Origin of the sequence: Neobacillus vireti, assembly GCF_001026695.1 — a bacterium.
GTDB lineage: Bacteria > Bacillota > Bacilli > Bacillales > Cytobacillaceae > Neobacillus > Neobacillus vireti.
Map to the genome: position 1 here is coordinate 1 of NZ_LDNB01000018.1, position 21840 is coordinate 21840.

23 protein-coding genes are annotated in these 21840 nt (G+C 45.5%); 20 read left to right on the forward strand and 3 right to left on the reverse strand.

Annotation, left to right across the window (positions count from 1 at the left end):
- Positions 1-1001 precede the first annotated feature (1001 nt).
- The 11 genes from AA980_RS22755 (at position 1002) to nuoN (ending at position 11721) form a co-directional block, all read left to right on the forward strand.
- Positions 1002-1376: an NADH-quinone oxidoreductase subunit A gene (locus AA980_RS22755; RefSeq protein ID WP_024029638.1), complete on the forward strand. Its 375-nt coding sequence runs from the start codon at positions 1002-1004 to the stop codon at positions 1374-1376.
- Entirely contained in the window at positions 1367-1879 is a 513-nt protein-coding gene (locus AA980_RS22760) for a NuoB/complex I 20 kDa subunit family protein (RefSeq protein WP_024029639.1), read from the forward strand. The genes AA980_RS22755 and AA980_RS22760 overlap by 10 nt, the downstream gene beginning before the upstream one ends.
- A 3-nt stretch (positions 1880-1882) precedes the next feature.
- Positions 1883-3226, forward strand: coding sequence for an NADH-quinone oxidoreductase subunit C (locus AA980_RS22765; RefSeq protein ID WP_024029640.1), 1344 nt, complete (start codon positions 1883-1885; stop codon positions 3224-3226).
- A 3-nt stretch (positions 3227-3229) separates the two neighbouring features.
- Entirely contained in the window at positions 3230-4330 is a 1101-nt protein-coding gene (locus AA980_RS22770; RefSeq protein ID WP_024029641.1) for an NADH-quinone oxidoreductase subunit D, read from the forward strand.
- Entirely contained in the window at positions 4330-5334 is a 1005-nt protein-coding gene (nuoH, locus tag AA980_RS22775; protein WP_024029642.1) for an NADH-quinone oxidoreductase subunit NuoH, read from the forward strand. Before AA980_RS22770 ends, nuoH begins: the two co-directional genes overlap by 1 nt.
- Positions 5335-5469: 135 nt before the next feature.
- Positions 5470-5889: an NADH-quinone oxidoreductase subunit NuoI gene (gene nuoI, locus AA980_RS22780; RefSeq protein ID WP_024029643.1), complete on the forward strand. Its 420-nt coding sequence runs from the start codon at positions 5470-5472 to the stop codon at positions 5887-5889.
- Positions 5886-6404 (forward strand): NADH-quinone oxidoreductase subunit J, encoded by a 519-nt coding sequence (locus tag AA980_RS22785; protein WP_024029644.1) that lies wholly within the window; start codon positions 5886-5888, stop codon positions 6402-6404. The genes nuoI and AA980_RS22785 overlap by 4 nt, the downstream gene beginning before the upstream one ends.
- A complete protein-coding gene (nuoK, locus tag AA980_RS22790) occupies positions 6401-6715 on the forward strand; it encodes an NADH-quinone oxidoreductase subunit NuoK (RefSeq protein ID WP_024029645.1) in 315 nt (104 codons plus the stop codon). Before AA980_RS22785 ends, nuoK begins: the two co-directional genes overlap by 4 nt.
- A gap of 141 nt (positions 6716-6856) precedes the next feature.
- Positions 6857-8725 carry an NADH-quinone oxidoreductase subunit L gene (nuoL, locus tag AA980_RS22795; protein WP_024029646.1) on the forward strand — a complete coding sequence of 623 codons (1869 nt, stop codon included), beginning with the start codon at positions 6857-6859 and terminating at the stop codon, positions 8723-8725.
- Positions 8722-10233: an NADH-quinone oxidoreductase subunit M gene (locus AA980_RS22800; protein WP_024029647.1), complete on the forward strand. Its 1512-nt coding sequence runs from the start codon at positions 8722-8724 to the stop codon at positions 10231-10233. Before nuoL ends, AA980_RS22800 begins: the two co-directional genes overlap by 4 nt.
- A gap of 6 nt (positions 10234-10239) precedes the next feature.
- Complete coding sequence (nuoN, locus tag AA980_RS22805) at positions 10240-11721, forward strand: NADH-quinone oxidoreductase subunit NuoN (RefSeq protein WP_024029648.1); 1482 nt, start codon at positions 10240-10242, stop codon at positions 11719-11721.
- A gap of 87 nt (positions 11722-11808) precedes the next feature.
- Here the strand turns inward: nuoN and AA980_RS22810 are convergent, their stop codons facing one another.
- Positions 11809-11997: a CsbD family protein gene (locus tag AA980_RS22810; protein ID WP_024029649.1), complete on the reverse strand. Its 189-nt coding sequence runs from the start codon at positions 11995-11997 to the stop codon at positions 11809-11811.
- A gap of 71 nt (positions 11998-12068) precedes the next feature.
- Positions 12069-12353: a hypothetical protein gene (locus AA980_RS22815; protein ID WP_024029650.1), complete on the reverse strand. Its 285-nt coding sequence runs from the start codon at positions 12351-12353 to the stop codon at positions 12069-12071.
- 394 nt (positions 12354-12747) lie between these two features.
- Between AA980_RS22815 and AA980_RS22820 the strand changes: the two genes are divergently transcribed.
- Positions 12748-14241 carry a mechanosensitive ion channel gene (locus AA980_RS22820; RefSeq protein WP_024031111.1) on the forward strand — a complete coding sequence of 498 codons (1494 nt, stop codon included), beginning with the start codon at positions 12748-12750 and terminating at the stop codon, positions 14239-14241.
- Between the two features lie 339 nt (positions 14242-14580).
- Entirely contained in the window at positions 14581-15885 is a 1305-nt protein-coding gene (locus tag AA980_RS22825; protein WP_024027116.1) for a hemolysin family protein, read from the forward strand.
- Positions 15886-16017: 132 nt separating this feature from the next.
- On the opposite strand, the gene AA980_RS22830 is transcribed toward AA980_RS22825, so the two are convergent.
- Positions 16018-16293, reverse strand: coding sequence for a hypothetical protein (locus AA980_RS22830; RefSeq protein ID WP_024027117.1), 276 nt, complete (start codon positions 16291-16293; stop codon positions 16018-16020).
- Positions 16294-16446: 153 nt separating this feature from the next.
- On the opposite strand from AA980_RS22830, the gene AA980_RS22835 reads away from it, so the two are divergent.
- The 7 genes from AA980_RS22835 to AA980_RS22865 all read left to right on the forward strand — a co-directional run bounded on the left by AA980_RS22835 (position 16447) and on the right by AA980_RS22865 (position 21581).
- A complete protein-coding gene (locus AA980_RS22835; RefSeq protein ID WP_024027118.1) occupies positions 16447-17391 on the forward strand; it encodes a magnesium transporter CorA family protein in 945 nt (314 codons plus the stop codon).
- A gap of 120 nt (positions 17392-17511) precedes the next feature.
- Positions 17512-17943 (forward strand): hypothetical protein, encoded by a 432-nt coding sequence (locus tag AA980_RS22840; RefSeq protein ID WP_024027119.1) that lies wholly within the window; start codon positions 17512-17514, stop codon positions 17941-17943.
- 318 nt (positions 17944-18261) lie between these two features.
- The gene (locus AA980_RS22845; RefSeq protein WP_024027120.1) at positions 18262-18591 is read left to right on the forward strand and encodes a KGG domain-containing protein; all 330 of its coding nucleotides are present in this window, start codon (positions 18262-18264) and stop codon (positions 18589-18591) included.
- A 239-nt stretch (positions 18592-18830) separates the two neighbouring features.
- Positions 18831-19163, forward strand: coding sequence for an anti-sigma factor antagonist (locus tag AA980_RS22850; RefSeq protein ID WP_024027121.1), 333 nt, complete (start codon positions 18831-18833; stop codon positions 19161-19163).
- Complete coding sequence (gene rsbW / locus AA980_RS22855) at positions 19160-19642, forward strand: anti-sigma B factor RsbW (RefSeq protein WP_024027122.1); 483 nt, start codon at positions 19160-19162, stop codon at positions 19640-19642. The genes AA980_RS22850 and rsbW overlap by 4 nt, the downstream gene beginning before the upstream one ends.
- On the forward strand, positions 19608-20399 hold the full coding sequence (gene sigB / locus AA980_RS22860) for an RNA polymerase sigma factor SigB (RefSeq protein WP_024027123.1): 792 nt from the start codon (positions 19608-19610) through the stop codon (positions 20397-20399). Before rsbW ends, sigB begins: the two co-directional genes overlap by 35 nt.
- A 42-nt stretch (positions 20400-20441) precedes the next feature.
- Complete coding sequence (locus AA980_RS22865) at positions 20442-21581, forward strand: PP2C family protein-serine/threonine phosphatase (protein ID WP_034723345.1); 1140 nt, start codon at positions 20442-20444, stop codon at positions 21579-21581.
- The last annotated feature ends 259 nt before the right edge of the window (positions 21582-21840 follow it).

Genomic DNA, 21840 nt, shown 5'->3' on the forward strand with positions numbered 1-21840 from the left:
ATATTTGACATAACAAAATTTGGTTGAAAACATTGTTTAGCAAATTTACACAAAATCAAGGACTTGACTATTGAGCCAGTCTTGCGACTGGCTATTTGAGTTGTTTGTGGATGGAATTTAGGGAGTGGAGAGTAAAAGGGGAAAAGTGGACAGTAAATCGTCGGAAGTGGAGAGTAAATGAGGAAAAGTGGACAGTANAAAAGGAAAGGTCAATTAAATGGTTTTAATGGAAGGAGTACGTTATAAAAAGAGCCTAATAATTAGATGAAGGAGCGAAAGTTAGATTGAGCCAGTCTTGCGACTGGCTATTTAGCATTTTATAGGTAATTTAGTATTGCGTACGGTAAACATGTCCTGGATTTTGTAAAAATCGAATGAATTGTCCCCTCATGAATATGATGGTAGGGAGAACACAGTGAAGGTAATGTAGTGAAGAATACTAATTAACTAAAAAAAGTGTAATAGATTGTTAACAGTTAATGACAAACCTCACTGACAATGGTCGTTTTTTGGTATTAAATAAGGGTTGTTGTCGAAATTTTTGAGCGTTTTTTGGGGTTCTTGCGAACCCTGATCTATGCACGTCATCTTCCGCTGACGCTCCAGATCACGTGCGCTAAGACCTTCCTCCATTGACCAGCTTGCCAATTCGCTTTTGCGTCATCTCTGAAGTGTATTCAAGAAGTATTTCTGCGAGATCACGCAAACGCTCAGGGGGAGGGGACCCATGTCGACTGTCCGGTTTGGGTGTGAAATTGGACTTCTATCGCCATGTGCTAGCGCACCGAAGCGCCTCCGCTGTCGCTGCGGCTTGCAAAATTCCCGATTTAAAGGCTCTTTTGAGAGCGAGCTCTCAAGTGCCTTTAAATCGAGAATTTCGCGGCGATAGAATTCCAATTTTGTGAAGATGGCTTGTCGACATGGGTTTGTAAGAATGCTATAATGTATTCGGTTGCAATTTTGTGTTTGTTTAAATTATTTCAACATTGGAGGGGATGGGCATGGAACTTTTAAATGTATATCAGAATAATTATCTGATAGTTTTTGCGTTCTTATGTCTGGGGGTACTGCTGCCGGTGGTGGCGTTATATTTAGGTAAGCTTTTGCGTCCGCATGTTCCGAGTGATGCGAAGTATACCACATATGAGAGCGGTATTGAGCCATTTCACGATTCCCGTGTACAGTTCAATGTCCGCTATTATATTTTTGCCCTGATGTTTGTTATTTTTGATGTGGAAACGGTATTTTTATATCCATGGGCTGTGGCCTATGATAAGCTGGGGATTTTTGCATTGGTTGAAATGTTGATTTTCGTTGCCATGCTTTTAATCGGCTTAATCTATGCTTGGAAAAAGAAGGTGCTACGATGGATCTAAAATTAGACAACATTTCACCTCGAGAGATGGAAGAGTTACAGAGAAATGTATTTATGACTACGCTGGAGCAAATTAAGGCATGGGCGCGAAGCAGTTCGATCTACCCGATGACTTTTGGTCTGGCTTGTTGTGCGATTGAAATGATGGGTGTTGGCGGGGCCAACTATGATTTGGACCGTTCTGGTTCGTTTTTCCGTACGTCACCACGCCAGTCGGATTGTATGATTGTGTCAGGAACGGTGACGAAGAAAATGGCGCCGATTTTACGAAGATTGTATGACCAAATGCCTGAGCCAAAATGGGTGATTGCGATGGGTTCTTGTGCAACAGCTGGCGGGCCGTATGTAAAGTCATATTCTGTTGTTAAGGGAGTCGATCAAATCGTCCCTGTTGATGTATACATACCTGGATGCCCACCAAACCCAGCCGCTTTAATTTATGGTATCAATAAGTTAAAGGAAAAGATTCGCTATGAAGCGAAGACTGGGAAGAAGGTGATCTAACCAATGAGTGGGGAAAAGGATCTCGAACAGTTAAAGAAAGAGGCAGTTGCAAAAGCAAAAGCAGCAGCGGCAGCGAAACGGGCGGCCAAGGCAGCCGGCATGGCGGAAACGAAGCAGGAATCGGAACCGAAGCAGGCGGAGGAGCCTATGCAGGAAGCCAAACCTGTTGAGCCGGTAAAGGCTGAAGAACCAGTGGCACCACCAGCTGAAGCAGCAGCGCCGGTAAACGATGCGGATGACCTCGCAAAGAAAAAAGCAGCCGCAGTAGCGAAGGCAAAAGCAGCGGCAGCGGCGAAGCGAAAAGCGATGGGTGAAGCGCCAGCAGAGGAAACCGCAAGTGAAGCGACCTCAGGTGGAGAAAAAGATGACCTCGCAAAGAAAAAAGCAGCGGCGGTAGCGAAGGCAAAAGCAGCGGCTGCGGCAAAGCGAAAAGCGATGGGTGAAGCGCCAGCAGAGAAAACCGCAAGTGAAGCGACCTCAGGTGGAGACGCGGATGATCTCGCGAAGAAAAAAGCAGCGGCGGTAGCGAAGGCAAAAGCAGCGGCAGCGGCGAAGCGAAAAGCGATGGGGGAAGCGCCAGCAGAGGAAACCGCAAGTGAAGCGACCTCAGGTGGAGATGCAGATGACCTCGCGAAGAAAAAGGCAGCGGCGGTAGCGAAGGCGAAAGCAGCAGCAGCGGCGAAGGCTAAGGCGAAAGCAGCCGGAGCAGGAGACGCAGCAGCTGATGCGGCAGGCGGCGATGATGAGAAGGCGAAAGCGATTGCAGCAGCGAAAGCGAAGGCAAAGGCCGCGGCGGCAGCGAAAGCAAAAGCAGCAGCTGGAGGGAAAGCCGGCAGTACGGAAGCTCCGGCGGCAGAAGCAAAGCCATCAGTCAACCAGCCATATTTAGATAAGTACATCAAGGTAATTGAGGAAAATCTAGGTTCTGACGTTTTAGAAGATTCTTATATTAATAAACTGTCTAAGGATGTTCCAACACTCGTGGCGAAGCGTGATACATATTTTAAGATAGCTCAATTTTTAAAATATAATGAGCTCTTAGGGTTTGATTATTTATCAGAGCTTCATGGGACAGACTTCGAAACGTATATGGAAGTGTATGTTCACTTCTACTCATACAAAAATCGTCAATCAGTCGCTTTAAAAGTGAAGATTGACCGCGGGGAACCGGTACTTGAGTCGCTCGTGCCGCTTTGGGCTGGAGCGGAGTGGCCCGAATGTGAAGCGTATGATTTACTCGGGATAAAGTTTACCGGGCATCCGGACTTGCGCCGCATCTTCCTCGGCGAAGATTGGGTGGGCTATCCACTGCGAAAAGATTATGAGCCGTACGATGTGGAGGTGTAGAGAGTGATCAGAACAGAAGAAATGATACTAAACGTTGGTCCTCAGCATCCAAGTACGCACGGTGTTTTCCGGCTGGTCGTAAAAATTGATGGGGAAATCATTACCGAGGCAAAGCCGGTCATCGGTTATTTACACCGCGGGACGGAAAAATTGGCTGAGAACCTGCAATATACACAGATTATTCCGTATACAGACCGAATGGATTATTTGTCATCGATGACAAATAATTATATCCTCTGTCATGCGGTCGAAACAATGATGGGGATTCAGGTTCCTGAACGGGCTGATTTTCTGCGTGTGATTGCGATGGAGCTGAACCGGGTTGCGAGTCACCTTGTCGCATGGGGGACTTACATCCTTGACCTTGGGGCGACGAGTCCATTTATCTATGCGTTCCGTGACCGCGAAATGATTATCAATATGCTGAACGAGCTGTCGGGGGCACGCTTGACGTTCAACTATATGCGCGTTGGCGGTGTAAAGTGGGATGCACCTGAGGGCTGGATTGAAAAAGTAAGAGATTTTGTTCCATATATGCGCGGACAGCTAAAGGGCTTCCATGACCTTGTTTCCGGAAATGAAATTTTTCTCGATCGGGTAAAGGGGATTGGCAAGTATACGAAAGAGGATGCACTCCATTATTCACTCAGCGGGCCAAATCTTCGCTGTACCGGCGTGAAGTGGGATCTTCGTAAAGATGAACCCTATTCGATTTATAACCGCTTTGAATTTGATGTTCCGACATCTGAGGAAGGCGATTGCTTGGCACGCTACCATCTGCGTCTTGCCGAAATTGAGCAGTCATTGAACATCCTTGAACAAGCAGTAGAGCAATTCCCTGCCGAAGGCGAAATTATGGCCAAAGTGCCGAAGATTATTAAGGCACCTAAAGGGGAAGCCTTTGTCAGAATTGAATCACCGCGCGGAGAAATTGGCTGCTATATTGCGAGTGACGGCAAAAAAGAACCGTACCGCTTAAAGTTTAGAAGGCCGTCCTTCTATAATCTGCAAATTCTCCCAAAACTATTAAAAGGCGAAAATATCGCAAACATGATTGCTATTTTAGGGGCAATTGACATTGTCCTTGGGGAGGTTGACGGCTAATGATAGAAGAATTGCTCCAGTCAAGTCCCGGTTGGGCTAACTTTGCAATTTTCTTTTTACTCGGTGCTGTCTTGCTTTTAATTGTCTTAGGCTTCGTTACCTACGGGATTTTAGCAGAGCGGAAAGTCTTAGGTTATATGCAGCTGCGCCATGGTCCAAATCAGGTCGGCGGTAAATGGGGACTGCTGCAAACCGTCGCTGACGTCCTTAAGCTGTTACTAAAAGAGGACATTATCCCAAAAGCTGCCGACAAGCCATTATTTATCATTGCACCAATGATTGCCTTCGCGCCATCCTTCATGGTCCTGGCGACGATGCCTTTCACCGATAAATTTCAATTTGCGGATATCGGGGTCGGCCTGCTTTATTACATAGCCGTATCCGGATTAACCGTTTTTGGAATGGTGCTAGGCGGCTGGGCATCGAATAACAAGTACGCACTCTTAGGAGGCATGCGTGCAGCGGCCCAGATGATTTCATATGAAATCCCGCTCGTGATGTCTGTCCTTGGTGTCATCCTTTTAACAGGAAGCTTAAATTTAAATGAAATTGTCACGCATCAGGAGCACGGCTGGTTTATCCTATTACAGCCAATCGGCTTTATCGTCTTTTTTATTGCATCGATTGCCGAACTAAACCGGACACCATTTGATTTGCCAGAGTCGGAAAACGAACTTGTTGCAGGATACCATGTTGAATATTCAGGATTCCGCTGGGCATTCTTTATGCTTGCTGAATATGTCTATTTATTCGCAATGTCTGCACTGATTACCGTTGTCTTTCTTGGCGGCTGGCTTGCGCCATTCAGCTTCCTTAACTTTATTCCAGGTGCCGTTTGGTTTGCACTTAAATTCAGTGTCGTCGTTTTCATCTATATCTGGATCCGCGCAACGTTACCGCGTTTCCGCGCTGACAGACTCATGGAATTTGGCTGGAAAGTACTCCTGCCAATCGCACTAGCAAACATATTCCTAACCGCCTTACTCAAATCACTATTTTTCTAAGGCGCGGTGCCTGACACCAAATGTTATTTTCTGTCAAGCGGTGCCTGACACTATTTACCATTTGCTGTAAAAGGGTGTCTGACACTATTAAATACCACCGAAAACCATCTTTAAAACGTAAAAGGGGTGAAAAACGTGCTTGGATTTGCTAAAGGCTTGAAATATACCCTAAAGAACTTAACGCGCGAAAAGGTTACTTATGATTATCCGAATAAGCCGCTGCCGCTGCCGGACCGGTTCCGCGGGATTCAGAAGTTTTATCCGGAGAAGTGTATTGTCTGTAATCAATGCGCCAACATTTGCCCGACCGATTGTATTCAATTAACGGGCAAAAAACATCCGGACCCGGCGAAAAAGGGGAAAATCATCGACACATACGACATTAACTTCGAGATTTGCATCCTTTGTGACCTATGTACGGAGGTTTGCCCGACGGAAGCCATTATTATGACCAATAACTTCGAGCTTGCTGAATATAGCCGTGACATGTTATTTAAAAATCTAGAATGGCTGGATGAAAACGACGAAAACATACGGCAGGTGAATAAAGCATGACATTTTCAGGCGAATTCCTCGCTTTTATGGGCCTTGCACTTGTTGCGCTCATCGGCGGCGTGCTTCTGTTGAACCTTACCAAGGTTGTTCATATGGTCGTTGCCCTTATCTTTACTTTTGTAGCAATCGCCGGCATTTACGTGCTGCTTTCTGCAGAATTTGTCGCATCCGTGCAAGTTTTAATCTATTCTGGTGCGATTACGATTATCATGCTGTTTGGTATCATGTTAACGAAGCATGATGATGAAAATGAACCTAAAACAGGTAAATTGCGCAAACTTCTCGTATTTTTGGGGATTCTCGGTTTTGCCTTTGCCGTCTATATTGGGATCTACAATTTCAATGTTGAGCAAGAGCAAACCGCGCTGCATGAAAACAACACGATGCAAATCGGTAAAGCACTTTACTCAAAATACATCATTCCATTTGAGTTAACCTCTGTGTTACTATTAGCGGCTTTAGTTGGTTCCATTATTTTAGCGAAGAATGAGAAGAAGGAGGCGGATGACGAATGAGTTCAGTTCCCGCTTCAGCCTTCCTGGCACTGGCCCTGATTTTATTTTGCATCGGCTTATACGGTGCGCTTACCAAGAGAAATACCGTTATCGTGTTAATTTCGATTGAATTAATGCTGAATGCCGTGAACATTAACCTGGTCACCTTCAGCAAATACGGGATAGCGCCGTCCATTACAGGCCAAGTATTTGCCCTGTTTGCTATCAGCGTCGCGGCCGCCGAAGCCGCAGTCGGACTAGCAATCTTAATCTCGCTATACCGCACAAGGAAAACCGTCAACATTGATGAAATGGACACAATGAAAAACTAGGGTGTCAAAAACTAGGGTGTCAGGCACCATTTCCCTTTAACTGGAAAAGGGTGTCAGGCACCGCACAGCAATTTCGACAAAATTCGGGTGGTGGTAGTCACAGTAAGTGCCGCACGCACGCCCGAAAAGGGGATAGTGATAATGATGGAGAATGCATGGCTCATACCGCTTTTCCCGCTATTATCGTTTTTGATCCTTCTTCTATTCGGTAAGCGCCTGAAGGAGGCGAGCGCCTATGTGGGGATTCTTCTCACGCTGGCATCGCTAGTCTTCTCGATTCTCGTATTATTCGAGCGCTTTTCGGAGCCAACCTATAGCACGAAATTTGACTGGCTCACGATTGGAGATTTGCATCTAACAGCGGGTTTTGAAGTGAATCAATTGAATGCATTAATGCTGTTTATCGTATCGCTCGTAAGTTTCTTAGTACATACCTACTCGAAAGGGTACATGAACGGGGATGAGCGGTTTCCAGTATTCTATGCCTATTTAGGACTATTTACGTTTGCAATGCTCGGGCTCGTCATCTCGCCGAACCTGCTGCAAACCTATATTTTCTGGGAGCTTGTTGGTGTCGGTTCCTTCCTATTAATCGGCTTTTATTATTACAAAGAAGAAGCAAAGGCCGCCGCGAAAAAGGCGTTCATCATGACCCGGATTGGGGACGTTGGACTCTTCATTGGGATGATCCTGCTCTTCTGGGAAACAAAAAGCTTTGAATACAGCGAAATTTTCGCAGCAGTCGATGCCGGCGCGGTGTCAGGCACCATGATCACCCTAACCGCAATCCTGATTTTTATCGGCGCGGTCGGCAAATCGGGTCAGTTCCCGCTGCATACGTGGCTTCCGGATGCGATGGAAGGTCCGACACCTGTTTCGGCCCTCATCCACGCGGCAACAATGGTTGCGGCCGGGGTTTACTTAGTGGCTGCCCTATTCCCGCTGTTCGCAGCAAGCAAAACCGCATTGTTAACGATTGCCGTCATCGGCGCGTTTACCGCCATTTTTGCGGCGAGCATCGGACTTGTCCAAACTGATATCAAGAGAGTCCTTGCCTACTCAACCGTGAGCCAATTAGGCTACATGATGCTGGCGCTCGGCTCTGCAGGATATGTCGCCGGTGTTTTCCACCTGATGACACACGCGTTCTTCAAGGCGCTCCTATTCCTAGCAGCCGGCTCCGTGATTCACGCCGTGCATACGCAGAACATCGAGGAAATGGGTGGACTTTGGAAAAAATTAAAGCTGACCGGTCCGTTATTCTTAATTGGAACACTTGCAATCAGCGGTGTGCCAGGGCTTTCCGGTTTCTTCAGTAAAGATGAAATTTTAGTCGCCGCATGGGAAGGCGGACATCCAATCCTCTTCTTCTTGGCGTTAATTGCAGCATTCATGACGGCATTCTACATGTTCCGCTTGTTCTTCCTGGTCTTCACCGGCGAAGCCCGCAGCGAACAAAAGCATGTTCACGAATCGCCAAACAACATGACATATCCGATGATTCTTCTAGGCGTCTTAGCGGTCATCGCTGGTTATGTGAACACACCATGGTTCGGTTCCTTCCTTGGCGACTGGCTCGTTGACGGCAACCCGGCACTCGGCCATGGCCATGTCGAAGGTCCAATCTGGATCATGATTGCGGCAACCGTTGTTTCCTTAGCTGGAATCTACTTTGCCTACTTGATGTACCGCAAGCGTTCCATCGCCCGCAACACCATCAGCGGCACGGGGGACACCTTGCACACGATTTTACTGAACAAATATTACGTTGACGAATTCTATCAACTCACAGTCGTCGCGTTTACAAAAGGCTTAAGCTATTTCCTTCGCTTCATTGATGTCTTCCTCGTGGAAGGACTCGTCAAGGGCGTTGTCGGAATTGTCCAAGGCCTTGGTCGAACTGGTTCGAAAATGCAGACCGGACAGGTACAGACATATGGGGCTGTTGCCTTTTTCAGCCTTGCGCTGCTCGTCGTCATCTTTGCGTTAACAGGGGGGTACTTACGATGAATTTACAATCGACACTTTCAATCCTAGTATTCTCCCCTTTACTAGGAATCATCGTTTTAGCATTTTTGCCGAAACAATCGGAGAAACTCATTAAAGTGGTCGGCTTTTTAGCGACGATTCCAGCTTTATTAATCGCACTTGCCGCTTACTTACACTTTCAGTGGGGCAAGGATTTAGCTGATTTTGCCGTCTCGAAGGCGTGGATTCAATTCCGCGGCATGGGCGGCGTCCCAGAACCATTTTTCTCTGTTAATTATGAGCTCGCACTAAGCGGCTTTCAGCTCGTACTTGTTGTGCTTACAGCCGTCGTTGCAACACTTTCAGCGCTAGCGGCTGCCAAGTTTGTCAAGAAAGAATGGAAAGGCTACTTCATGCTGTTTCTTTTACTAGAAATCGGCATGCTCGGTGTCTTTACCGCAGAAAACTTAATTCTATTCTTTATCTTTTTCGAAATCACGCTGATTCCAACCTTCTTCTTAATCGGAAAATGGGGTTATTTTGAAAAAGAAAAAGCAGCATACAGCTTCCTAATCTATAACGGCTTAGGCTCCGCTGTTCTGCTGATTGTCATTATGATTCTGTTTGCAAAAACAGGTACAACCAATATTGAGATGCTGGCCCAAATCATGGCCGACCCAAGCGCACCGCTGTCTGGCGACTTGAAGCTCGGTCTATTAATCTCATTATTAATCGCATTTGGAGTAAAATTACCGATTTTCCCGCTGCACAGCTGGATGCTCAAGGTTCACGTCCAGGCGCCGCCATCGGTTGTAATGATCCACTCGGGGATCCTGCTCAAAATTGGTGCGTACGGCTTAATTCGTTTTGGAATGGGGATTTTTCCCGAGCAATTTAAAACACTTAGCATCCTAATTGCCATTCTTGGAGTGATCAACCTGCTCTACGGGGCGTTTTTAGCATTCATTCAAACAGACTTTAAAATGGTGTTAGCATATTCTTCGATTTCACATATGGGCATTGTGTTAATCGGACTGGCTGCCATGAACGAGGCTGGAGTGCAAGGGGCGATTTTCCAAGTGATTTCGCACGGCTTGATTTCCGCGCTATTGTTCTTCTTGGTTGGAGTCTTGTACGAGCGGACCGACACGTCGCTGATCGGAAATCTCGGCGGTATCGCCAAAGGGATGCCGATTGCCGCAGGCTTCTTGCTTGCCGGTGCAATGGCATCACTCGGTCTTCCGGGCATGTCCGGGTTCGTCAGCGAATTTATGGCTTTCCTCGGTCTGTTCAAAGAATTGCCGTGGATTGCTGCTGTTGGAACCATCGGCATTATCATGACGGCGGCGTACTTGCTGCGCGCGGTCCTTGGCATGACCTACGGCAAGTCACACCGTGAATTTACCGGTGTCCTTGACCTTAAAGGGGTCGAATTAATCCCAGTCGGGGTTCTGATGTTACTTATCGTGGTAATCGGCGTTTTCCCAAGTGTGTTAAGCTCACCGCTGCAAACAACACTGGAAACAATCATGCTTGGGATAGGAGGGTGATGAAGGATGAGTCTTGAGACATTGAGCGAGTTTAATTGGAGTGTTATGACACCAGAGTTCATCATCCTTGGCGTCATCGCATTGCTGACATTACTAGATTTATTTATGCCAAAGCGTATTGACCGCAGAATTCTTGGCTGGCTCTCCATTGCCGGTATTATTGCCGCAATGGCTGCGCTCTTCAGCTTACTTGGCACAGAGCCAACCTCGATTCTATATGATACATTTACGCTTGATATGTTTGGCAAGTCGTTTAAATTACTATTGCTTGCCGGTGCTGGCCTCGTCATGTTTTTGGCGGTCAGCTATGACGCAAAAGAGGGTATGGAAGACTACCGCGGCGAGTTTTACTACTTGTTCTTAACGGCCTTGCTCGGTGCGATGTTCATGACATCGAGCGGCGACTTAATTACTTTGTTTATCGGATTGGAATTGCTATCGATTTCTTCCTATATATTAGCAGGCATCAAGAAGCACAACCTGAAGTCCAACGAATCGGCGATGAAATACGTTATCAATGGCTCGATTGCAACGGCAATCACGCTTTTCGGGATGAGTTATGTGTACGGATTAACCGGCTCAACCAATTTAGCGGAAATCGCCAATAAGTTGTCCGCAGTTGTCGATGGCCAGCATACCTACTTGCTCGGTCTTGCCTTCTTAATGATTTTTGTCGGTCTATCGTTTAAACTGGCTTCGGCACCGTTCCACATGTGGGCGCCGGATGTTTATCAAGGGGCGCCGACACCTGTTACGGCCTTCCTGAGTGTCGTTTCGAAAACGGCTGGGTTTGTGATTGTCATCCGGATTCTGATTTCCGTGTTTTTCAATGCCGCTCCATCGGGGGATGGGGGCAGTATCCTGTTCAAAATGCACGATTATCTGGCCTTCCTTGCCGCGGTTACGATGATCATCGGTAACGTCGTCGCGTTGAAACAAACGAATATTAAACGGATGTTTGCTTATTCCAGCATCGCCCACGCCGGTTATCTGCTTGTTGCCTTAACGACGCTGAGCGCGAATTTAATCTTTTCCGTTTGGTTTTACCTGCTTGCCTACATGTTAATGAACCTTGGCGCTTTTGCAGTTATCCAAGTCGTAACGGAAAAAACGGGTTCAGCTGAGATTGCTGATTTCGCCGGGCTGTACCGTCGTTCACCGGTTCTCGCTGTCACGATGGGAATATTACTCGTTTCCTTGGCAGGCTTCCCGGGCACAGCCGGATTCATCGGCAAGTTAAACATCTTTGTCGGCGCCTTTTACGGCGAGCCGCATTACGTACTGGCTTCGATCATGATTGCGACCACCGTCGTCTCGTATTTCTATTATTTCGGCGTCATGACGCAAATGTTCTTCCGCCCGGCGCGCGAAGAAAGCAAGTTCAACCTGCCATTCGGCATCATCGTTGTCCTAATTGTGGCTGTCGTTGGTTCTGTTTTATTCGGGGTAGCGCCTAACATCGCGCTCGATTTTTTGAACAAAATGTAAAAAGGTAATACAAACAAGGGGTCAAATTAAAGGGGTATTCATACAGAAAGAAGAGGCAGGGGGAGCCTCTTCTTTTTTTGCACAATTTTATTCTACTTTATCATCTTTTTCCGATAATTTTTCCTTTACATCCCCGTAACCTTCTTTCAGTTTACCCTTTGCCTTGTCCATTTTTCCTTCTGCTTCCTTTGAGTGATCGTCGGTTAATTTACCCCATTGTTCTTTTCCTTCACCCTTCACCTGGTCTAGCTTACCTTTTACTTGTTCTTTATTCATTGTTAGTTCCTCCTTGGCTAAAGTTTTTTATCTCCACTATTCTATTACCCTATGAGAAAGTCTAGGAAACTCTAGTTATTATTTTCATCAGCCTTTTCCCCGTCGTCGACGCCATCATTGGCTTCCTCTTCTTTTATTTTTTTCTCAACATCGTTCTTGATATCGTTTAAATTGTCCTTTGCTTCCTGATAGGCATCATTGGATTCCTGCTTTGTGTCGTTATCAATCGCATCTTTTTGCTCGCCATCATTAATGCCATTATCTTGGTCGACACCATCGCCGCAACCGGCTAATCCAAATGTTAGGAAAACAGCAAATCCGCCAGCTAGTAATTTTTTCTTCTTAGCAGTAATCATGGATACTCCTCCTCTAAATTCGTCTAGCTGGTGGGTATATTTCCCCTTAAAAAAAATTCAAAACCCCTAAATTCATCCAAATTATTCACCTACATTAAATGCATTTTTTAGACTGTGTTAAAACACATAGTTGATCGTTAGCACAATGTTGATTGGAGTGGAAGGCGCGAGACTCCTGCGGGAGCAGCGGGACAGGTGAGACCCCGCAGGCGCTTAAGCGCCGAGGAGGCTCACCGCCCGCCCCGCGGAAAGCGAAGCGCCTGGAACGGAGATCAATATTCACTTTAAAAGAGCCATTTTTAAATAATCACCGAGACAATATCGCATGTTTGAAGAAAGGGTGTTGGGGTATTACAGTTACCAATCAATATTAGATAAAAAGGAGAGATGTTACATGACGTTTAGAAATATGACAGCCGGATGGTACACATACACCGACCAGCTTCCAAACTTATTACTGGCACTGCTTGTCCTCTTAATTGGCTGGCTGGCTGCTAAATGGATTGGCAAGGGTGTAGAGGCTGCGCTCAAGAAAACAAGCTTTGATGATAAGCTGTTTTCCAACGTGGAAAAACGAAAATATCCATCAGAAGTGCTGATTGGAAAAATAGTTTACTATCTTTTACTGGTGTTTGTGTGGACAATCTTTTTTAATATCCTGAACTTAAGTCTAATCGCAACGCCGCTCGTTAACATGTTATCGACAATCACAGCAGCAATCCCCAATCTATTAAAAGCAGCACTGATTCTCCTATTTGCCTGGGCGGTCGCGACCGTGCTGAAACTGCTATTTAAAAGAGGGGCAGCGATGTTCCGTGTAGAAGGCCATCTAGTAAAATGGAAGATGGCCAAAAATCAACTAGATGCCAGCACCAAAGTGAACAGTATCGCAAAGGCACTCTTCTATTTTGTTCTTTTGCTATTTTTACCAGGGGTATTAGGCGCATTGCAGCTGGATGGGATTTCTGAACCTTTCGCACATGTCCTTTCGACCTTACTGGCCATTATTCCAAAATTATTTGCGGCAGCCCTCATTATTTTTATCGGCTGGCTGATTGCAAAACTTGTTCGTGATATTTTAACCAATTTTTTAAAGAGCATTGGGACGGAACGACTCGGACAGCGATTTGGACTTGAAGGAGCTAATCTTTCAACCATTATCGGAAATATCGTGTTCATCCTCATCCTCATACCAACAATTATTACAGCTTTGGAAAAATTGGACTTAAAGGGAATTTCAGAGCCGGCAATTGCGATGCTCCAGCAAATTATGACCCTAATTCCAAACATTGCTGCGGCCATCATGTTAATTTTATTCGGAATATGGCTAGGAAAATGGGTTGAAAAAATGGTCGAGCAAATGCTCTGGCGCTTACGGTTTGATAATATTTTCCACCATATGGGAATCGGCTCGTTGACACCGAATGGGCAGTCGAAGTACACGTTGTCACAGCTCGTTGGGCTGCTGGCGAAAATTGTCGTGGTGATCTTATTTACAGCAGAAGCCTTGCAAATTGTTCATTTAAATTTCTTAGTTACGTTAGCAACGGGGGTAATTGCCTATTTACCAATGCTATTAGCGGCATTAGTAATTTTAGGGGTCGGCTTATATTTAGGCTATTTAGTCGAGCGGGTGCTGCAAAATGTCTTAAAACAGCGCTACTCCCGCACCCTTGCCGCGGTTGCAAAATATGCAATCTTTACGATTACGCTGTTTATGGCGTTAGACCAACTCGGTGTAGCCCACTCCATTGTCAATGCGGCCTTTATTCTCGTCTTAGGCGGTTTGGCGCTGGCATTCGGACTCGCATTTGGACTTGGCGGAACAGAGTTTGCCCGCAAATATTTACGGAAACTAGACAATAAACTGGAAGAGGAAAATTTATAATGTAGAACGGGAATGATCCGGAACACCCTTGGCTGAGGCAAATCAATCTGGAACCCCTTGGCTAGGGGGGAATTTATAAACAAAACAATCCGAAATCCCCATCTGATTTCGGATTGTTATTTTTAAAAAAGGCTGTGTTAAAGAACATTTTTGATTATGAACACAATGTTGATTGGAGTGGAAGGCGCGAGACTCCTGCGGGAGCAGCGGGACAGGTGAGACCCCGCAGGCGCTTTAGCGCCGAGGAGGCTCACCGCCCGCCCCGCGGAAAGCGAAGCGCCTGGAACGGAAATCAACATTCACTTTTAACAAAGCCTTAAAAAAAGGGAGGTGCAGGGTATGCTGATGATAAATCTATTAGTGATTGCACTGCTCATTGTCTTAACTGGTTTCTTCGTCGCGATTGAATTTGCTATTGTCAAGGTACGGACGTCGCGGATTGACCAATTGATTCTGGAAGGGAAAAAGAGCGCGATTGCAGCGAAAACAGTTGTGACCCATCTTGATGAATATTTGTCAGCCACACAGCTTGGCATCACGGTGACGGCGTTGGGACTGGGCTGGCTTGGAGAACCGACGGTAGAAAAGCTGTTTCATCCGTTGCTGGTAATACTAGGGATGAACGATGCTGTGACCCATATCGTCTCCTTTGCGCTGGCGTTTGCCATTGTTACCTTTATCCACGTGGTCGCAGGGGAATTGGCGCCAAAAACAGTGGCCATTCAAAAAGCGGAGGCCATTACGCTGTTATTCGCCAAACCGATCATCATATTTTACAAAATTATGTTTCCATTTATTTGGTTGTTAAACAATGCTGCCCGTTTGCTTGTCGGCCTGTTTGGGTTAAAGCCAGGGGCCGAGCTTGAAGTGGCGCACTCGGAGGAAGAGCTGCGGATTCTCCTGTCAGAAAGCTATCATAGCGGGGAAATCAACAAAAATGAATGGAAATATGTTAACAATATTTTTGAATTTGATGAGCGGATCGCCAAGGAGGTTATGGTGCCGCGGACAGAAATGATCTGTCTCTCAGTTGAAGATACGATTGGGGACGTCGTGCAAACGATGAAGGAGGAAAAATTTACCCGTTATCCCGTTATCGAGGGGGATAAAGATCATATTATTGGTGTAATGAACGTGAAAATGTTTATAACCGCTAAAATCATGAGTCAAGGTCAATATCAAAATTGGAAAATAAAATCTTATATCCAGCCTGTGATTCGCGTCATCGAAACCATCCCGATTCATGACTTATTGATCAAGATGCAGATGGAACGAACCCATATGGCGATTCTGCTGGACGAATATGGGGGGACCTCTGGTTTAGTGACAGTCGAGGATATCATCGAGGAAATCATTGGCGAGGTAAGGGATGAATTTGATGGAGACGAAGTGTCGGAAATTCGCACGATCGAGGCGGATAAACACTATATTATTGATGCCAAAGTTGCCATTCGCGAAGTAAACCAGCTTCTCGGCACCCACTTAACCGATGAGGAAGTGGATACAATTGGCGGCTGGTTCCTGACACAAGATCCCACCGTTCAATTAGGTGCGGGCGCAGTGGTTGAAGCGGAAGAGTACTCGTTCAAAGTCCACGAAGCCGATGGTTACCACATCATGTATTTAGAAGTGATAAAGCGATAATTGGGGCCTCAGGCGGGGCTTTTTTCTTTTGAGGAAAAAAGAGAAAATGGTCACCAATAGAAGTGCCGGGAACTCCCTATTTCCCCATCAAATTAAAAACAGTTGGGGCAAGGTACCCCAACTGTATTTCAGTTATTGAATTCTCTCATTATAAAATTTTACGGAATACATCGCACCCTCGCTGACCATATTGTTATCCTCGAGATCGTGTGGATGAGGATGGGCGCCTTTTTCAATCGGGAGCTGTTCGCTTTTCTCAAAGACAGTGGGTTTGACTTTTCGTTTCAACTTTCGAAGCCAATTTTCTGTTTTGATGCGATTCGGTTTAGATGATAACCATACCGCCGCAGATGCAGATGCTCCGATTCCTACAACCATTAGTGATGTTTTTCCTAAGCCTCGTTTCAAAACAAAACCCTCCTTTGGATTTTATGTGGAGCCCGGATAGCGGCTCCAATCCTGTTTTATCTATGAATACCCTACTAATATTGTTAACAAACCTATGTTTTAAGTTTCATTTTTTCAAAAGGCGGGAACTTATCATTATAAAAAGGAGAAACTATGGAAAAATATATCGGTCCTGCGAAGTGGAAGTGGTTTCAATTTAAAGAAACCGAGATTGATAGGATAAAATCGCTCATTGAAAATGAAAGTTACGGATGCAAAGACTGGTTCGAGCAAGTCCGTGGAAACAGGGCAAATTGCCTGCGAGTAAGCATCCTGGAAACTGGCGAAAAGGTCGTCAATGGCTCGCTCATTTATAAACAAAATTTTAAAAATGAAACAGATTATCAACTCTTTCATTTTTATGTGACGAAAGATCAATGGATTTCGGTCGACTTGGAGTTGTCGGCACTGAAACACATCGATTCAGAAAGACTTTTACGAAAAATCGGTCAGACTGATAACGCAGTCGACGGTTTTTTACTTTTTCTCGGAGAATTGATGAATGAAATGTTAGTGGAGATTGATGGGTTCGAAGCGGAGCTCAAGAGCCTGATTTGGAGTATCCGAATAAAGAATGAAACGGGCACCCTTGAACTTGTCTATAGACGAAGGCATGAGCTGTTAGTGTGGAAAAGTCTATTGATTCCAATCCGGGAACTGAAAATGGCGATCGAGGAAATTGCCCTTCATCACGGCGGTGATTACGCGATATTTCGTTGCACAGCGAAACGAATTGATCGGGCGTTCTCGCTTTTGAACGAATATGAACATGAACTTGATTCGATTATTAAATTAGAGGAAGTCATCTCCTCGCACCGCGGAAACGAAATTATGAAAACCTTAACAGTGATTACAACCATTTTTACGCCGATTATGGCATTCGGGGCGTTATGGGGCATGAACTTCACCAATATGCCTGAGCTCGAGTGGCGGTTTGGCTACATTTTTTCAATCCTGCTTATCATTATTTCCACGGTTCTGCTGTATGGTTATTTAAAATACAATGGCTGGACCGGCGACCTGTTAAAAGGGAAAAAGAAGGGGTCGTTTTTTAAATAGGGTTTTGGAATCACGCTTCGGTGGTACAACACTGATATAAGGACGGTGGTTTAAATATGTGGTTGCAGGTTCGGTAAACCCGTTGGGATGAAGAACAGCAATCTGAAGGGGGAATTAAGCATGACTACGAATGATGTTGATCAAAAGGAAAAAGAGCGGCGCGTACAGGATGGGCAAAGCTGCGAAAAAGAAACTTCCATGCAGGATGATCAATCGTTTCATGAGCAAAGCAACAGTGACAATCATTCTATGAAAGGTGACCGTGAACTCAAGCAAAGCAGCGGTGACAATCAATCCATGCAGGATGACCGTGAACTCAAGCAAAGGTACAGGGACGGCACATCGATGCAAGGGGATATAGCGGACCAGCAGAAGAAAGGGCTAAGATCCGCAGCTGATACTGACGTAAATCATGATGACGATGATGACTTGCAGAAAAAATATGGACATCGGGACGACGACGACGAGCTCCCTCCGCTGAATGCTAGTGCTAAACTGCCAGAAGAGGACAGCGAGCAAGAATCGCACGAGCATCAGCGATTTATTAACTGAACGATAACGAATCAGCTCATACTGCAGCGGCAGATGAGGTAAAAATCAAGTCGTCAAAAATAACTTATCAAAGCCGCATCGTGAGGTCTTGAGCGAAACATATTTTTCTATATTAAAACAATAAAAAAAGGTGTTTTAGATGGGGAAAAAGGTGGTACACCATAAACAGGGTTGCATCAAGATAACCTGAATATGGAAAATAAGTAAATGAGAAGGAGGTTGATTTAAATATGAAGGCCTGCAAATGAAGTAAAAACGAATGAACAGGCTAGTTAAAAAAGCAGCAATTTTATAAAAAATTTAAAGGAGGAACTGATAATGGCTAAAAATAATAATGAACGCATGAGTGTAGAGGAAGCAGGTCGTAAGGGTGGCGAGGCAACGTCTAAGAATCATGATAAAGATTTTTATCAAGAGATCGGACAAAAAGGCGGAGAAGCCACAGCCGAGAGTCATGGTAAAGATTTTTATCAAGAGATTGGCCGTAAAGGCGGAGAAGCGACAGCCGAAAATCATGATAAAGAGTTTTATCAAGAGATCGGGGAAAAAGGCGGAGAAGCGACAGCCGAGAATCATGATAAAGACTTTTATCGAGAGATCGGGCGTAAAGGCGGAGAAGCCCGCAGTAAACAGCGAGATAACGATTAATCCCGATAAAAGAGTTGGTGAAAAACACCATAACACAGCCAGGCTGATGAAGCCTGGCTTTTGGCTTGTTGTAGTGAAGGGAACGGAGCAGCTGGGACCTATGGTCTATTAAGTCAACCGGAATTTTTTGGTATAATAAAAGAACCGTCCCCATGCTTCCAAAATTTTTTTTTAAAAAAAGAGGTTTACGAGTTTTGTAAGCGGGTATGTACAATTTAAAATCTATAAGGTGTGAGAATATGAATATTACCATAAATAAACATCAGCAGGATGAGGGAATTGTGGTGCTGGTTGGCGGGGAAATTGATGCGTTTACGGCACCGAAGCTGCGGGAGGAAATATTGCCGCTGGCTGAAGGCGAAAATAAATCAATTACCATTAATCTAAAGGATGTATCTTATTTGGACAGTACCGGACTTGGTGTTTTTGTGGGCCTATTTAAGCAGCTAAAGCAACATGACGGCGAATTAAGGTTGATTGAGTTATCGGATCGACTAATAAAGCTCTTCGAAATTACCGGCTTGAGTAACATAATAGATATTTCGGCACATTCAGAGGGTGGAGGAAGATGAGCGAAGTGATGGATTATATCGAAATGAAGATTCCGGCGAAACCGGAATATATAGGTGTTGTTAGATTGACATTATCAGGGATTTCCAGCCGGATGGGTTATACATATGAGGAAATTGAGGATATGAAAATTGCTGTTAGTGAAGCTAGTACCAACGCAGTCCAGCATGCTTACAACAAGGACGAGGGCGGGGAAGTCATCGTCGGCTTCGGAATTTACGAGGATAAATTGGAAATCGTCGTCGCCGACAGCGGAAGGAGCTTTAATTTTTTACAAACAAAAAGCGAACTCGGCCCATACACAGAATCAAGTACAGTGGAGCAGCTGGCAGAAGGAGGGTTAGGGCTATTTTTGATTGAAACGCTTATGGATGAAGTCCGGATACTGAATCATTCCGGAGTAACGGTATTCATGGTGAAGAACCGAAGTGGGGAGCGTGATAATCATGACACAACCATCTCAACCCATGAAACGAACTAAGGAAGAAATTGATGCCCTAATCTTAGATTTCCAACAGAACGAGAGTGATGAGGCTCAAACCGTCTTGGTGGAACATTACACGGCCTTGGTCGGGAGCCTTGCGAGGAAATATTCAAAGGGAAGGTATTTGCATGAGGATATCGTGCAGGTAGGGATGATTGGCTTATTGTCTGCGATCAGACGCTATGATGCAGGTGTAGGGAGATCGTTTGAATCGTATTTAATTCCTACTGTCATTGGCGAAATTAAACGGTTTTTAAGGGATAAAACGTGGAGTGTCCATGTACCACGGCGAATCAAAGAAACGTGGCCGAAAATTAAAAATGTAGTGGACGAGCTGACGAATCAATATCAACGCTCACCAACGATTGACGAAATTGCATCGTTTATGGAGATTTCCGAAGAGGAAGTCTTAGAAGCGATGGAGATGGGCAAGAGTTATCAAGCTGCTTCTGTTGATCAATCGATTGAAACGGGTACCGAGGGCAGCACAATTACGACGCTTGATATGGTCGGAACTGTAGAGGAAGGCTTCGAAAAGGTCGACCAAAAGCTGTTTCTCGAAAGTGCCCTTCATGTCTTATCAGAAAGAGAAAGGCAAATCCTCGAATGCACTTTTATTGCTAATAAAAGTCAAAAGGAAACAGGAGAGTATTTGGGGATTTCGCAGATGCATGTATCTCGCTTGCAGAAGAAGGCGCTTGAAAAATTGCGTAAAGCTCTGGGGGGGAAGACTCCTGACGCTTTAACGCGTTAATATGAAGGGGTTTGACCCCAGAGGAGGCGGCTAAGGATGGCGATGAAAATTATCATTGTCGATGATAATAAAACGAATCTCATGATTGTTGAAAAAATCCTCATGAAGGCTGGTTATAGACGCTTGGTGCTACTGTCATCTGCCGCGGAGTTATTTGACTATTTGCAGCTTGATGCGCCTAATCCCGCTGAAATGGATATCGATTTAATTTTGATGGATTTGATGATGCCGGAGATTGATGGCATTGAGGCCTGCCGCACGATTCTCGGGAATGAGCGGTTCCGCGATCTTCCGATTATTTTTGTAACGGCAATGGGAGACTCCAATAAAATGGCCGAGGCGATGGATGCAGGCGCCCTTGATTATGTGATGAAGCCAATCAATAAAATCGAGCTGCTGGCGCGGATTCGCTCCGTCCTCCGCTTAAAGGTTGAAAAGGACTTGCGCAAGGAACGGGATAAGCGGATTCAATATGAACTGGATTTGGCCAAGCAAGTGCAGCTCAGCATGCTTTCAGGTCCAGTCCAAAAAGACGATGTAACGATTTCGGCGGTCTACAAGCCGTCCTTTGAGCTTGCCGGTGATTTGTATGCCTGGTACCAGATTAGCCCGCACCGCTATGGTGTGATCTTGCTCGATATGATGGGCCATGGGATTTCGTCATCGCTCGTGTGTATGTACATATATTCGGCCTTAAAGGATTCAATTACCGGTTTGTGCGATCCGGAGGCCGTGATGAAAGAACTGAACTGGCGCATGAACCAGCTCCACAATGATAGTTTAATCAACTATTATTTCACTGCGATTTACTTTGTGCTCGACACGGAAAAGCAGTCGATAGAATACGTGAATGCTGGCCACCCAGCGGGGATTGCGCTTGTCGATGGTGAAGTGAGGCTGCTGGAGAAAGGCTGCCCCGCTCTAGGTTTTTTTGATGAAATAGAAGTGAGTAAAGGCGTCATTTCGTACAAGGATGATGCACGGATCTTGCTGTTTACCGATGGGTTGTCGGAATGGCTGGAGGAAGAATACGAGGATGCAGTTGTGAAGCTAATCAGCTGTTTACAAGAGGAAGGAGCCGGCGCTGATCCAGCGGCGATGCTTCAGCGGCTGCAGCCAAGCTGCGAGCTCACAAATCCCCAAAAGGATGATATTTGTTTGGTGATGATTGCGACGAGCTGATGGGGTGCAGGAGCATGATGGTGATGGTGATGGTGAGCGTGGAGGCGTACTTTAATAGTGCTTCCACTTTCCCTTGAATGGTTTATTGTGCCCAGTGAGGGACTTTTTTCGTTTAAACGGTCACAAATAATTTTTATTGTGCCCGCTGCGGGGCTTTTTTTGTCAAAACGGTCACAATTAATCATTCACATTGCCCATGAGCGTCAAAAACCGCCAGGGGCGGGCACTCTGGAAGGTTCAGAGTGCCCGTGCGCATGGA